Raw genomic sequence first — 12,919 nt, 5'->3', positions numbered from 1 at the left:
TACGCCATGCGATTCACGATTATTTCTACGAAACCCGGTCATCAGCCGCCGCAAAGCAGCTGTGATTTTTACGCCCCGGGCGGCACCATTGGGCGCGGTACGGATAACAATCTGGTATTACCGGACAATGACCGCACCATCTCGCGTCTGCAGGCCATTGTCCACGTTGACGCTCAGGGCGAATGCCGTGTCACCAACCGTGGCAGCGTCACCCGCGTGGTATTGAATGATATTCCGCTGGAGCGTGGGCGTCAGGTTGAACTGCAGGATGGCGACATTCTCGGTATTGATGACTACCGTATCGAAGTGACCGAACTGATCCACGACACACAGCCGGTGAGCCGCATGGCGGCCAGCATGCAGCAGCAGGCGCGTCCGACAGCCGCACCCGCTGCGCCCGCAGCGCAAGCGAAGCCTGCTAACCCCGCGCCACGCGGGAAGGCGGAACCGACCGCCGTGCCTTCCGAAATCTGGGACAGCCTGATGCAGGAGTTCTCCATCTCCGACAGCATCTCCAGCAACCGCGCTAAACCGCAGCCTGCGGCCTCACAGGATCCCTTCTCCCAGCCCGCCGCGCCGGAGCGTAATGCCGAAGATCCGTTGGCGATGTTCAACGACAGCGATCCAACGCTTGAGCGCAAAAACGTCGACCCGGACACGCTGTTCAGCGACGAAGCGCTGTTCAAAAAAGAGAGCATTTTTGACGACGTGACGCCTTCCACGCTGGTGCCGCCGGTTGAGGGGCAACCCGCCCCTAAAGAAGACGCGGCGGACGAGCTTGACCCGCTGGCGCTGTTCGGTGGAAAGGCCAGCGCGCCAGCCGCGCGCAATGATGACCCGCTCGGGCTGATGGGCGGAGCACCGTTAACCCACCCGGATGATATTGCAGACGAAAAGCCAGCACCAACGCCTGAACCGGAGCAGGAAGAGGACGTGCTTGCCGATTCTCCGTTGTTCGCCCCAGAGCCGCAGGATACGCCGCGTGAAGAAGAGCCTGCACGGCCGGATTACGCAGGCTTCACCATGCCTACGCCGCAGGCCGTTGCGCGCAGCAGCGCTCAGGCACCGAAGGGGCGCCTGCGCATCGACCCGGTCAATAACGCGGCATCCCCAACCGCCAGCCCGAATAATGGCGAGAAGGGTGAAGTGCTGCAGGGCGAGCTGCTGCAGGCGCTGCTTGAAGGTATGGGCCTGAGCGAAATGCAGCCTGTTCCGCAGTTTGACCGGGAAAATATGCGTCAGTTGGGGCAGATTCTCGGCATGTTCTCGCAGGGCACCGTGGCGCTGCTCTCGTCGCGCTCCATCCTGAAACGCGGCGTAAAAGCCGATATGACCATGGTGCTGGACGATGCCAACAACCCGTTCAAGCTGTTGCCGACCGGGAAAACCGTCTTAATTCAGATGTTCGGCACCCCGATGCCGGGCTTTATGCCGCCGACCAAATCGGTGCGCGACGCGCTGATCGACCTGCAGGCGCACCAGCTGGGGATGATCTCCGGTATCCGCGCCATCATCGCCGCGATGCTGCAGTCCTTTAACCCGGAACAGCTGGAGGAGCAGGCGAAGCAGAACGGCATGACCTCGCGTCTGGCGCTGCCGGGCAGCCGCAAAGCCGCCCTGTGGGACTATTTTGTTCGCAGCTATGGCGAGACGGCGGGCGAGATTGAGGATGACTTCCACACCCTGTTCGGCGAAGCCTTCCTTCATGCGTATGACATGGAGGTGAATCAGTACAAAGACTCACAGAGCGGATCGGAAGACAAATGAATATCGCAACCGCTTCTCTCTCCCGCCAGGGGACGCGCGCCAGCAACCAGGATCAGACGGGAGAAACCATAGGGGAACGCTCGGCCTGCTTTGTCGTCTGCGACGGCATCGCGGGTCTGCCCGGTGGTGAAGTCGCCGCGGAACTGGCCCGTAACAGCATTATCTCCCGCTTCGATGGCGACAAGCACCTCAACGCGCAGCATATCCGCGACTACGTGCAGACGGCGAATCGCACCATTCTGAGCGAACAGCAGGCCGTTCAGGACTATCGCCGGATGGGCACGACGCTGGTCAGCCTGTTCATTGACCGGGACTACGGGCTGGCGTACTGGGCGCATGCCGGCGACAGCCGCCTGTACCTGTTTCGCCGGGGGTGGCTGTGGCACGTCACCACGGACCACAGTCTGGTGCAGCAGATGAAGGATGCCGGGCATCAGACGGACGATCTCAACAGCAACCTGCTTTATCTGGCGCTAGGAATTGAAAACGGCGGACCGGAAGCGAGCTACAGCGACGTGGTGCAGGTAGAAGACGGCGATGCCTTTTTACTCTGCACCGACGGGTTCTGGCACGGCGTCAGCGAAGAGCAAATGAAGCAGTCGCTGCACATGGTCAATACGCCGCAGGAGTGGCTGACCTTAATGAACCAAATCATTCAAAAGAATGGCGAGCAGGAGGGGAATGCGCAGGATAACTATACCGCCCTGGCGGTATGGATGGGCAACCCTCAGGACACCACTTTGCTGCACTCCCTCTCTGATGCAGCACAATTTCTTCCCTGCGGAACTGATTAGACACACAAGGAACGATATGAAACTTTGGCTATCGGGTTTGGCACTTCTGGCGGCGACCTCCACCGCGCAGGCTGAAAATTTCCGCATCGTGCAGTCTCCTGCGCAGAAGCTGGATATCTGGATCGACAACATCAAAGACAACACACCGCAGAGCTGGTGTAAGCCAGAAGTGGCGCTGCGCATTGTGGCGAACGGCAAGAAAGACGTCTCCGTGCTGGAAAACTTTGTGCCGCGCCTTGGCTCGCTGCTGGAACACCAGTGCAGCAAAGTGAATAAACTCAGCTGGACGCTCAACGATCCCGAGGGGACGACGCTGGCGCAGGGCACGGCAGCTAAAGCGCAGGACTGGGCGCTGGTGGTGAAACAGCAGCAGGCCGCGCCTGCCGAGACCGTCACCGCAACCCCAGCCAGCGGCGCGTTACTGCCACCCGATCAGAACGTGGCTTCCCGCACCGTTGCCGCGGACCGCACGCCGTGGCAGGAGTTTACCCTGCAGGATGGCTGCCACCTGCGCACCTTCTGGGAGGGCGGCGCGTCCGCTCCGGCGCTCTTTATTCCGGATTCTGACACCACCCGCTGTGGTAACGGCAGTTGGCTGAGCGGTCACACCGTTATCTCTCAGTCCCGCAACGGCGGGCAGAAAGAGATGGCAGTGACCTACATTCACGGCTTCCCGGTGATGGGGCTGAATCAGAGCGCCGATCCGGAAAACGCGTTGATCACCTCCGTCAATAAAGAGCGCATGGTATTCAGCACGCCAGACAGCGATCAGAGCTGGATGATCCTGCCTTACGACAGCACCCTGAACAGCTGGAAGAGTAACGGCACGGTAGCGGTAGAAATTTCCCGCGAGACCGCCAGCGACGATGCAAAACTGCAGGCGCGTATTGCGGCGGTGAAGAAAACCTGGAGCGCCTGGGTTGCCCCAGGCACCCCGCTGAATATCGTTCTGATTGATACCCTGCGTCCTCAGCTGCGCGATCCGGCAGTGGGCGCCTGGCGCGCGGCGAATTAAGGAATGGCTATGAATACGCTCTATCAACACCTGGCGGGTGAAACGCTCAACGACGCGCTGGCGCGTCTTGAAGCGGAGATCAAAGCCCGTCCGGCAGATGCAGACCTCCGCGCCGCGTTCGTGCAGTTTTTAATCCTCAGCGGCAACGGGACGCGCGCGCTGACCCAGCTGAAAAGCTGGCTGGCGCTGAAGCCGCAGGCGAAACCCACCGTCACGCTGCTGGAGCAGTCCATTCAGGGCGAGCTGCAGCGCGCACAGGTGATGGCGGGGCAGGCGCGTCCGGCCATGCCTGAAACTCAGTGGCCGTGGCTGACCACCCTGGCCGCGGCGCTCCGCGAGGAGGGCGAGCGTGCCCGGTCGCTGCGCCTGGAAGCGCTTGACCAGGCGCAGGCCACTCCCGGCCACATCACCCTCGAAAACGATGAGGCTCAGGCGTTTGACTGGCTGATGGACGGCGATGCCCGTCTCGGCCCGGTGTGCGAAACCATCGTGAACGGCCGCTATTTCTGGCTGCCGTTTAACGCTATCGCCGAGATCCGTTTCCAGGCGCCTTCCAGCGTAACCGATCTGGTCTGGCGTCACGCGCTGGTGCGCCTGACTGACGGTACGGAGCAGGTATGTCAGATCCCGGCGCGTTACCCGTTTGCTGCCGATGCGTCAGATGCGATCAAACTGGGCCGCACTACCGAGTGGCAGCCGCTCGACGAGGACGGCACCCTGTACGAAGGGATGGGCCAGAAAGCCTGGCTCAGCGAGCAAAGCGAAAGCCCGTTGCTGTCGTTAAGCCTCGTGTCGTTTGCGACGGATGGAGCCGATGAGTAATCCCGCTGGCGAAGGCGATCTGCTGCGCAGCGGCTGGCAAGCCCGCAGCAGGCAGGAGAAGGTGGGGGCGCGCGACAAAATGCAGCCTTCGCTGCTCGATCGCCTCACCGATAACGACCCGGAAAAAAAACGCGAGCCGGCCAACAGCAACCTGATCACCCACGCCGCGCTGCGTCGTAACGTGCTGCGGGATCTGCAGTGGCTGTTTAACACCATTAACCACGATGCCTCCGGCGATTTAAGTGCGCTACCGCACGTGAGCCGCTCGGTGGTTAACTTCGGCGTCGCGCCGCTCGCCGGGAAGAGAATGTCGGATATCGAATGGCACGATATTCAGCGCAAGCTCACCGAGGCCATCATCAATTTTGAACCGCGCATTTTGCCGCAGGGGCTGCAGGTCCGCTGCGTGTCGGATACCTCCTCGCTGGATCTGCACAACGTGCTCTCCATCGAGATTAAAGGGCGCTTATGGTGTGTGCCGTACCCGCTGGAGTTTCTGTTTCGCACCGATGTCGATCTGGAAAACGGCCATTTTGAACTGAAAGATGCGGGGTAATCATGGAAAGTAAACTACTCGAATATTACAACCGTGAGCTGGCCTACCTGCGCGAAATGGGGGCCGAGTTTGCCGAACGCTATCCGAAGGTCGCCGGGCGGTTGGGCATGCGCGGCATCGAAGTGGCGGACCCGTACACCGAACGCCTGATGGAAGGTTTCGCGTTTCTGACCTCCCGCGTGCAGATGAAAATGGACGCGGAGTTTCCGCGTTTCTCCCAGCGTCTGCTGGAGATGATTGCGCCGAACTACCTCGCGCCAACCCCTTCCATGGCGATTGCGGAAATTGAGCCCGACAGCAGCCGCGGCGATCTGAGCAACGGCTTTATTGTGCCGCGCGGCACCATGATGGACAGCCTGGCGCTGAAAAAGACCGGCGTAACCTGCAGCTATACCACCGCGCACGAGGTTAATCTGCTGCCGCTGAAAATCGACAAAGTGGAGCTCGGCGGCGTGCCCGCTGACCTGCCGCTGGCGCAGCTCGGCTTAAGCCAGCGGGGGATCAACAGCGCCTTGCGGATCCGCATTGCCTGTGACGGCCCACAAAACCTCGGGCACCTGAATTTTGACCGGCTGGAGTTTTTCCTCAGCGGCCCGGACATTGAGGCGCTGAAGCTGCTGGAGCTGGTGATGGAGCACCACGCCGGGATCGTCTGCCAGACGGTCAGCCCGCAGCCGCAGCGACAGCTGCTGGCAACGGATGCGCTGCGTCAGGAGGGCTTTGCGCCGGACCAGGCGCTCCTCCCGGACGATCTGCGCAACTTTGACGGCTACCGTCTGCTGCAGGAGTATTTTGCGTTTCCGGCCCGCTTCCGCTTTATCAGCCTGAGCGGTCTGAACACGCTTATCCAGCGCTGCGAAAACGAAAAAGCCTTCGACATCTTCATTCTGCTGGATAAGTCGGATCAACAACTGGAGCGGGTGGTCGATGCCAGCCATCTGGCGCTGCACTGTACGCCGGTCATCAACCTGTTCCCTAAGGTCGCGGCGCGTCAGAAGCTGAATGAAGGCCAGCATGAATACCATCTGGTGGTCGATAACATTCGTCCGCTGGATTATGAAATTTACGCGGTCAAAAAAATCCATGGCAGCGCGGACGGCCAGCGTGATGACCAGACGTTTCGTCCATTCTGGAGCACCTGGAGCGGCGATGCGGGCAACTATGGGGCCTATTTTTCCCTGCGTCGCGAACAGCGCGTGCTGTCCGAGCACGCCCTGCGCTACGGCACCCGCACCGGCTATATTGGCTCGGAGGTTTTCGTCTCGCTGGTGGACGAGCAGCATGCCCCATGGCAGGAAAACCTGCGCTACATCTCTGCCGAGGTGCTCTGCACCAGCCGCGATCTGCCGCTGATGCTGCAGCAGGAGCTCGGGCAGTTCATTATGGCCGACTCCATGCCGGTGAAATCCCTCACCCTGCGTAAAGGGCCGACACCGCCGCGTCCGGCGCTGGCAGAAGGGTTCAGCACCTGGCGGCTCATCAGCCAACTGCAGATGAACTACCTCAGCCTGATGGACAGCGAAAACGAAGAGGGGGCAGCCGCGCTACGCCAGCTGTTAGGGCTGTACGCCAACCTGGCCGAAACGCCCGTTGCGCGTCAGGTGGAGGGGGTACGCCACTGCGTGCTGGAGCCGGTTCACCGCCGCGTGCCTGAACCCGGCCCGGTCGTTTTCGCCCGCGGAATTGGCATCACCCTGACGGTGGACGAGCGGGCGTTTTCCGGCGCCAGCCCGTGGCTTTTCGGCAGCGTGATGGAACGTCTCTTTGCCCGCCTGGTGTCCATCAACAGCTTTACCGAGTTCACCCTGAAAAGTCAGCAGCGCGGCGAGATTGGCTACTGGGCGCCGCGCATGGGTAAAAGGGCGCTGATATGAGTGACACTGCTGCACCGCTGCGCGTACATCGTCTGACCAGGCTGCCAGATGCGTTCTGGAGCGGGGTCCGTGAGACGCCCTGGCGCTACGATCTGTTTCAGCTGTTAAGGCGCATTGATGCCCAGGGCGGCGAGCGTTACCCGCTGGGACGCGCGCCGCTGCCGAAATTTGAGCCGCTGCGTATCGGCCAGCAGCCGTCGATGAGTTTTGCACCCTCGACGCTGGCCCAGGTACGTCAGCGGGAGGAAAGCGGGCTGCATGAGGTGTCTATCCTCAGCTTTGGCCTGTTTGGCCCGAACGGCCCGCTGCCGGTCCACATGACCGAGTACGCCCGCGAGCGTATTTATCATCATCAGGACACCAGCCTCAGCGCGTTTGCCGATCTGTTCCACCACCGTCTGGCGCTGCTGTTTTACCGCGCCTGGGCGGATGCGCAACCGGCGGTCTCTCTGGATCGCGCCGATAACAGGCGCTTTGAAGGATACATGGCGTCGCTGATTGGCATGGGGCAGCCGGGTCAGATGAGCAAAGGCAGCCTGAGCGCGCATGCTCGCTTTACCCACGCCGGACACCTGACCCGTCACGGGCGGGATCCGGAGGGGCTGGAGAAGATCCTGCGCAACTATTTTAAAGCGCCGGTCAAACTGGTGAGCAACGTGCCGCAGTGGATGCCGCTCTCCACCCGCGAGCAGGCGCAACTGGGAGCAGGACGGCGCATGCCGCGCATGGGTGAGTCCGCATTTCTCGGCGTCGCCGTCCGCGACGTGCAGCATAAGTTTCGCATCGAAATTGGCCCGCTGAGCGCGGAGGAGTACAACCGCTTTCTGCCGGGCGAAGCGTGGGTCACTGAGCTGCGCGACTGGGTGCGCCAGTACGCGGGAATTGAGTTTGAATGGGAAACACGGGTGATCCTGCGTGAAGACGCGGTGCAGGGCACCACGCTCGGCAGCGATGGGCGATTAGGCTATAACACCTGGCTGGGGCATCAGCCGCAGCCTGTCCCGCGTGGCGATCTGGTGTATCGCGCAGAGCGATAAATTTTTCTAACGCATTGTTATCAACGGAACCGAACATGTCAGAAATTAGCCGTGCCGTGCTTTTCGGCAAACTGGATACGCTGTTATTTACCTCTCTGGAAAGCGCGACTGCCTTCTGCAAGCTGCGCGGCAACCCCTACGTTGAGCTGGTGCACTGGCTGCATCAGCTCATGCAGCAGCAGGATGGCGATCTGCAGCAGGTTATCCGCCACTTTGCCCTTGATGAACAGCAGCTGACGCGCGATATCGTTGCGGCGCTGGATGTGCTTCCGCGCGGGGCGAGTTCCGTTTCCGATCTCTCCGAGCATATCGACAGTGCCGTGGAGCGCGCCTGGGTCTTTGGCTCACTGAAGTTTGGCGTCAGCCGCATTCGCGGCGGCCATTTGCTGATCGGCATGCTTAAAACCTGGAATCTGGCCAACGTGCTGAAAAGCATCTCGGCGCAGTTCACCCGCCTTAACGTCGAGGTGCTGATTGAGCAGTTCGACGCTATCTGCGCCAACAGCAAAGAGACGCAGCAGGCCGCTGCCGCCGTCGATGCACCGGCGGGTGCGGTACCGGCGGCGCAGGGGACGCTGGCCCAGTACGGTCAGGACCTGACCGCCCGCGCCCGGGAAGGGAAGATTGACCCGGTTGTCGGGCGCGACGAGGAGATCCGCCAGATGGTGGATATTCTGATGCGCCGCCGCCAGAACAACCCGCTGCTGACCGGGGAAGCCGGGGTCGGCAAAACTGCAGTGGTGGAAGGGCTGGCGCTGCGTATCGCCGACGGCGACGTCCCGGAGCCGCTGCAAAATATTCAGCTGTGGCTGCTGGATATCGGCATGCTTCAGGCCGGAGCAGGCATGAAGGGCGAGTTTGAAGCCCGTCTGCAGGCGCTCATTAACGAAGTCCAGTCCAGCGCCACGCCGATTATCCTGTTTATCGATGAGATCCACACCCTGATTGGCGCAGGCGGCCAGCAGGGGACTGGCGATGCGGCGAACCTGCTGAAGCCAGCCCTGGCGCGCGGCCAGCTGCGCACCATCGGCGCCACCACCTGGGCGGAATACAAAAAGTACATTGAGAAAGACCCGGCGCTGACCCGTCGTTTCCAGACGGTGCAGGTTCACGAGCCGGATGAAGCGAAAGCCATTCTGATGCTGCGCAGCACCGTGTCGCCGCTGGAGACGCATCACCAGGTGCTGCTGCTCGACGAAGCGGTCAGCGCGGCGGTGAAGCTGTCCCATCGCTACATTCCGGCGCGTCAGCTGCCGGACAAAGCCGTAGCCCTGCTCGATACCGCCTGTGCCCGCGTGGCGGTCAGCCAGAGCGCGCCGCCGGCGCAGCTGGAAGACTGCCTGCGCCATCTTGCCGCGCTGGACGTGGAAATTGAAATTGCTGAACGCGAAGCGCGCGTCGGCGCCGGTGACGCAGAGCGCGTAACGGCATTAATCACAGAGCGCGACGCGTATGAAACAAAACGCGAAGCCCTGGCCCGGCGCTGGGAAGACGAGCGCGGCCTGGTGCAGGAGATTATCCGCCTGCGCGCCGCGCTGTTTGCGGCGGGCGAGGAAGAGACCGCCGAGCTGCGCAGCCAGCTGGCGGAGCAGCAGCAGGCGCTGAACGCCTTACAGGGTGACGAGCCGCTGCTGTTTGCGGCGGTAGATGAAAACGTGGTCGCCGCAGTCGTCTCTGACTGGACCGGGATCCCGCTGGGCCGGATGGTGAAAAACGAGATCGACGCGGTGCTGAACCTTGCCGATACGCTGAACCAGCGCGTTATCGGCCAGCGTCACGGGCTGGATCTCATTGCCCGCCGCGTGAAAACCTCGCGGGCGAAGCTCGACGATCCGAACAAACCGGTGGGCGTCTTTATGCTGTGCGGCCCGTCCGGCGTCGGGAAAACCGAAACCGCGCTGGCGCTGGCGGAATCCCTGTACGGCGGCGAGCAGAACGTCATTACCATCAACATGAGCGAGTTCCAGGAAGCGCACACCGTTTCCACCTTAAAAGGTGCGCCTCCGGGATACGTAGGGTATGGTGAAGGCGGCGTGTTAACCGAGGCCGTGCGCCGTCGCCCCTACAGCGTGGTGCTGCTGGACGAAATTGAAAAAGCGCACCCGGACGTCCATGAGATCTTCTTCCAGGTCTTCGACAAAGGCTGGATGGAGGACGGCGAGGGGCGCCACATTGATTTCCGTAACACCATTATCATTCTGACGTCCAACGTGGGTACCGAGCTGATAAGCGCCATGTGCGCCGATCCGGAGCTGATGCCGGAGCCTGACGCGTTAAGCGGCGCGCTGCGCCAGCCGCTGCTGGAAGTATTCCCGCCGGCGCTGCTGGGCCGCCTGCTGGTGGTGCCGTACTACCCGCTCAGCGACGAGATGCTCGGGCAGATTGTGCGCCTGCAGCTCAAGCGCATTCAGCGTCGTCTGGAAGAGAATCACAGCATTATTTCTGAGTTTGACGACAGCGTGGTGGAACAGATTGTTCAGCGCTGCACCGAGGTGGAGTCCGGTGGCCGCATGGTGGATGCTATCCTGACTAACACCCTGCTGCCTCAGATGAGCCAGATCTTACTTACCGCCAGCCGCAGCGACGAGCAGTTCCGACGCCTGCATGTCACCTGCGAGCAGGGCGAGTTTCACTGTCAGTTTGCCGCGTAATAATCATCAAGAGAACTGTAAAAGATGACGGATAATGATAACAATCGGACTGTCCCAAACGCGCTCCCGGTCGGGTACCGCTTCAACGAGTTTGAAATCAAAGAGGTGATCGGCGGCGGCGGTTTTGGCATTGTCTATCGCGCGTGGGATCACCAGCTCGAACGCACTATCGCTATCAAAGAATTTATGCCTTCCTCGCTCGCCGTGCGCGGCGACGACATGACCCTGGTGCTGCGCAGCGAGCGCTTTGGCAAAGCATTTTCCGCGGGCCTGAACAGCTTTATTCAGGAAGCGCGTCTGCTGGCGCGTTTTAACCACCCGAACCTGCTGCACGTGCTGCGTTTCTGGGTGCAAAACGACACGGCTTACATGGGGACGCTGTTTTATAGCGGCACCACGCTTTCACGCCTGCGCGAAGAAAAACCGGAGCTGATCAACGAGGCCTGGATCCGCCGCACGCTGCCGATGCTGTTCGGGGCGATCAAGACCATCCACGACGAAGGCTATCTGCACCGTGATATCTCTCTGGATAATATTCAGATCCAGGATAACGGCCTGCCGGTGCTGCTCGATTTCGGCTCCGCGCGCCGCACCATCGGCAACCTTTCCGACGAAACGGAAACCATGCTGCGCCCCGGCTTTGCGCCGATTGAGCAGTACACCGACGACAACGAGAGCGAGCAGGGGCCGTGGACGGATATTTACGCCCTCGGCGCGGTGCTGCGTACCCTGATTGTGGGTTCTCCGCCGCCGGTCAGCGTGGTGCGTTCCATCCAGGACACCTGTAAGCCGCTGGTGGAAATCATGCCGCAGGGCTACTCCATCCCGCTGCTGCAGGCCATCGACCGCGCGCTGGCGCTGCACATGGAGGATCGTCCGCAGTCTATCGACGAATTCGCGGCGCTGATTGAGATGCCGGTCGCCGGGATCAACGACGTGCTCACCGCCAAAAAGACCGGCACCATGCTGGTTCCTGTTGAGGAAGAGAAGCCAGCTTCGGTGCTCGACTGGCGTCGCTATAAGATCCCGGGCATGGTTGCCGCGGGCGTGCTGGTGGGCGTTGTCGCCGGGGCGATGCTGTTCAGCGGTGGGAATGATGCGCCTGAGCAGGCTGCCCAGGCTCCGTCAGAGACGCGTCCGACAGAAACTGCCGCGAACGCGCCAGAGGTGAAGCCAGAAACGGCGACGGTGAGCGAGCCGGCGACGGCACAGCAGACGCCACCGCCTGCCGCGAGCCCGATTGCGCTGGTCTATATCCGGATCCTCGACGGCGAAACGCTGAAAGTTAACGGTGAGCCAAAAGCGCTGCGCCCGGGAGCTAACGGCTATGCATCGCTCAAGCTGCCGGCCGGTGAGGCGAAGATTGAGCTGCAGGGCAACGGAAGAACGCGTGGCCAGACGCTGGAGATTGCCAAGCCGGGCACCTGGCTGGTGAATCCTTAGTAATGCACGATCTTCAAGGCCAGAGACTTATTCCAAAGGTGTTCGAAGATCGTCTCTTCTCTTTATGTACAAAATCGCTTTAGGATTGAAAGCTCAGTTGGCTCAGTTGGCTCAGTTGGCTCAGTAGCGGTGGTCTTAATTGACCACCGTCAGTGAAAAACGACAGGCCCATTTGTCTCCGACCCCGGGGAGTTAGCTGAAGCGAAGATGCGGAATTCCATTTTTGTCAGTGTTAATTACGTGCATAAACAAAATGTTGCTCATTTAAAGAGTAAATCAGGGTATTTCTGGGGAAGTATGGATCTTCTCGCAATTTTACTTTATTGCGCGAATTCAGTACGCCACAACAGAATCCCATTTCTTTCTGACGCAAAAGCATTTAGTGCTTCGTTGAATTATTTTGCAGGTGATGGTTTCAGCATTTTGGTCATGCTTTTTTTTGTGCTTGACTTACTTTTACTACTCTCTTTGTTTGCTTCGGCCTGGTTATTCTTCAAACGAAAGAACGGTGCAGTCAAATTTGCTCTTGCTCAGGAATTATTTCGTTTGATTTCATTCAGATGTTCAGTCTCATTTTTCCCTCTTTTAGTAAGCGTGTTTGGAATTTCAAACGTCTGGTTGAATGTAGGGTTATTTATCACATCAGAGTCACTGAAAATCTACTCTCTTGTTTTTTGGATGAACGAGCGGGAAAAGCCCCTTTCTTGAATGATGCTTTATCAGAGATGCGACCCGCTTTTTTGCATCGCATAAGCTAAATGGAATAAAGATTATGCTCAACCGAATTACCGTTCAGCTCCCGGTGGAGGGGCTTCTGTTCTGGAAACTGACGGGCCGCGAGGCGATGTCCGAGTCGTTCGCGCTGACGCTGACCGTGCTTGGCATGGACGCGCGCATTGACCGCAGTAAGCTGCTGGGCCAGCCGGTCACGGTGACCATCCCGACGCAGAGCCTGCTGAC

The 12,919-nt window shown here is 60.2% G+C and carries 11 protein-coding genes; all 11 read left to right on the top strand.

What is annotated here, in order from left to right:
- Positions 1–6 precede the first annotated feature (6 nt).
- On the top strand, positions 7–1,767 hold the full coding sequence (gene tagH, locus IM314_RS12140; RefSeq protein ID WP_193358934.1) for a type VI secretion system-associated FHA domain protein TagH: 1,761 nt from the start codon (positions 7–9) through the stop codon (positions 1,765–1,767).
- Complete coding sequence (locus IM314_RS12135) at positions 1,764–2,561, top strand: PP2C family serine/threonine-protein phosphatase (RefSeq protein WP_193358935.1); 798 nt, start codon at positions 1,764–1,766, stop codon at positions 2,559–2,561. The genes tagH and IM314_RS12135 overlap by 4 nt, the downstream gene beginning before the upstream one ends.
- A gap of 16 nt (positions 2,562–2,577) precedes the next feature.
- Positions 2,578–3,576: a hypothetical protein gene (locus IM314_RS12130; RefSeq protein WP_063437358.1), complete on the top strand. Its 999-nt coding sequence runs from the start codon at positions 2,578–2,580 to the stop codon at positions 3,574–3,576.
- Positions 3,577–3,585: 9 nt separating this feature from the next.
- Positions 3,586–4,398, top strand: a complete 813-nt coding sequence (locus IM314_RS12125) for a type VI secretion system accessory protein TagJ (protein WP_048956574.1) — start codon at positions 3,586–3,588, stop codon at positions 4,396–4,398.
- Positions 4,391–4,954 (top strand): type VI secretion system baseplate subunit TssE, encoded by a 564-nt coding sequence (tssE, locus tag IM314_RS12120; protein ID WP_028013485.1) that lies wholly within the window; start codon positions 4,391–4,393, stop codon positions 4,952–4,954. The genes IM314_RS12125 and tssE overlap by 8 nt, the downstream gene beginning before the upstream one ends.
- A 2-nt stretch (positions 4,955–4,956) precedes the next feature.
- On the top strand, positions 4,957–6,828 hold the full coding sequence (tssF, locus tag IM314_RS12115) for a type VI secretion system baseplate subunit TssF (protein WP_193358936.1): 1,872 nt from the start codon (positions 4,957–4,959) through the stop codon (positions 6,826–6,828).
- The gene (gene tssG / locus IM314_RS12110; protein WP_193358937.1) at positions 6,825–7,865 is read left to right on the top strand and encodes a type VI secretion system baseplate subunit TssG; all 1,041 of its coding nucleotides are present in this window, start codon (positions 6,825–6,827) and stop codon (positions 7,863–7,865) included. Before tssF ends, tssG begins: the two co-directional genes overlap by 4 nt.
- 35 nt (positions 7,866–7,900) lie before the next feature.
- Positions 7,901–10,516 (top strand): type VI secretion system ATPase TssH, encoded by a 2,616-nt coding sequence (gene tssH / locus IM314_RS12105; protein ID WP_193358938.1) that lies wholly within the window; start codon positions 7,901–7,903, stop codon positions 10,514–10,516.
- Between the two features lie 24 nt (positions 10,517–10,540).
- Entirely contained in the window at positions 10,541–11,959 is a 1,419-nt protein-coding gene (locus IM314_RS12100; RefSeq protein ID WP_041909558.1) for a serine/threonine-protein kinase, read from the top strand.
- A gap of 297 nt (positions 11,960–12,256) precedes the next feature.
- Positions 12,257–12,667: a hypothetical protein gene (locus tag IM314_RS12095; RefSeq protein WP_227008604.1), complete on the top strand. Its 411-nt coding sequence runs from the start codon at positions 12,257–12,259 to the stop codon at positions 12,665–12,667.
- Positions 12,668–12,731: 64 nt separating this feature from the next.
- Positions 12,732–12,919 (top strand): hypothetical protein (locus tag IM314_RS12090; RefSeq protein WP_193358939.1); only part of this gene is annotated, 188 nt, incomplete at its 3' end.

The organism is Enterobacter cloacae complex sp. P42RS, from assembly GCF_014930595.1.
Classification (GTDB): domain Bacteria; phylum Pseudomonadota; class Gammaproteobacteria; order Enterobacterales; family Enterobacteriaceae; genus Enterobacter; species Enterobacter bugandensis.
The sequence above is the reverse complement of the archived record's forward strand: the minus strand, read 5'-3'. Positions and strand labels throughout refer to the sequence as shown.

Coding starts and splice junctions, on each gene's coding strand:
- tagH (WP_193358934.1), top strand. CDS start 7: ATGCGATTCACGATTATTTCTACGAAACCCGGTCATCAGCCGCCGCAA.
- IM314_RS12135 (WP_193358935.1), top strand. CDS start 1,764: ATGAATATCGCAACCGCTTCTCTCTCCCGCCAGGGGACGCGCGCCAGC.
- IM314_RS12130 (WP_063437358.1), top strand. CDS start 2,578: ATGAAACTTTGGCTATCGGGTTTGGCACTTCTGGCGGCGACCTCCACC.
- IM314_RS12125 (WP_048956574.1), top strand. CDS start 3,586: ATGAATACGCTCTATCAACACCTGGCGGGTGAAACGCTCAACGACGCG.
- tssE (WP_028013485.1), top strand. CDS start 4,391: ATGAGTAATCCCGCTGGCGAAGGCGATCTGCTGCGCAGCGGCTGGCAA.
- tssF (WP_193358936.1), top strand. CDS start 4,957: ATGGAAAGTAAACTACTCGAATATTACAACCGTGAGCTGGCCTACCTG.
- tssG (WP_193358937.1), top strand. CDS start 6,825: ATGAGTGACACTGCTGCACCGCTGCGCGTACATCGTCTGACCAGGCTG.
- tssH (WP_193358938.1), top strand. CDS start 7,901: ATGTCAGAAATTAGCCGTGCCGTGCTTTTCGGCAAACTGGATACGCTG.
- IM314_RS12100 (WP_041909558.1), top strand. CDS start 10,541: ATGACGGATAATGATAACAATCGGACTGTCCCAAACGCGCTCCCGGTC.
- IM314_RS12095 (WP_227008604.1), top strand. CDS start 12,257: ATGGATCTTCTCGCAATTTTACTTTATTGCGCGAATTCAGTACGCCAC.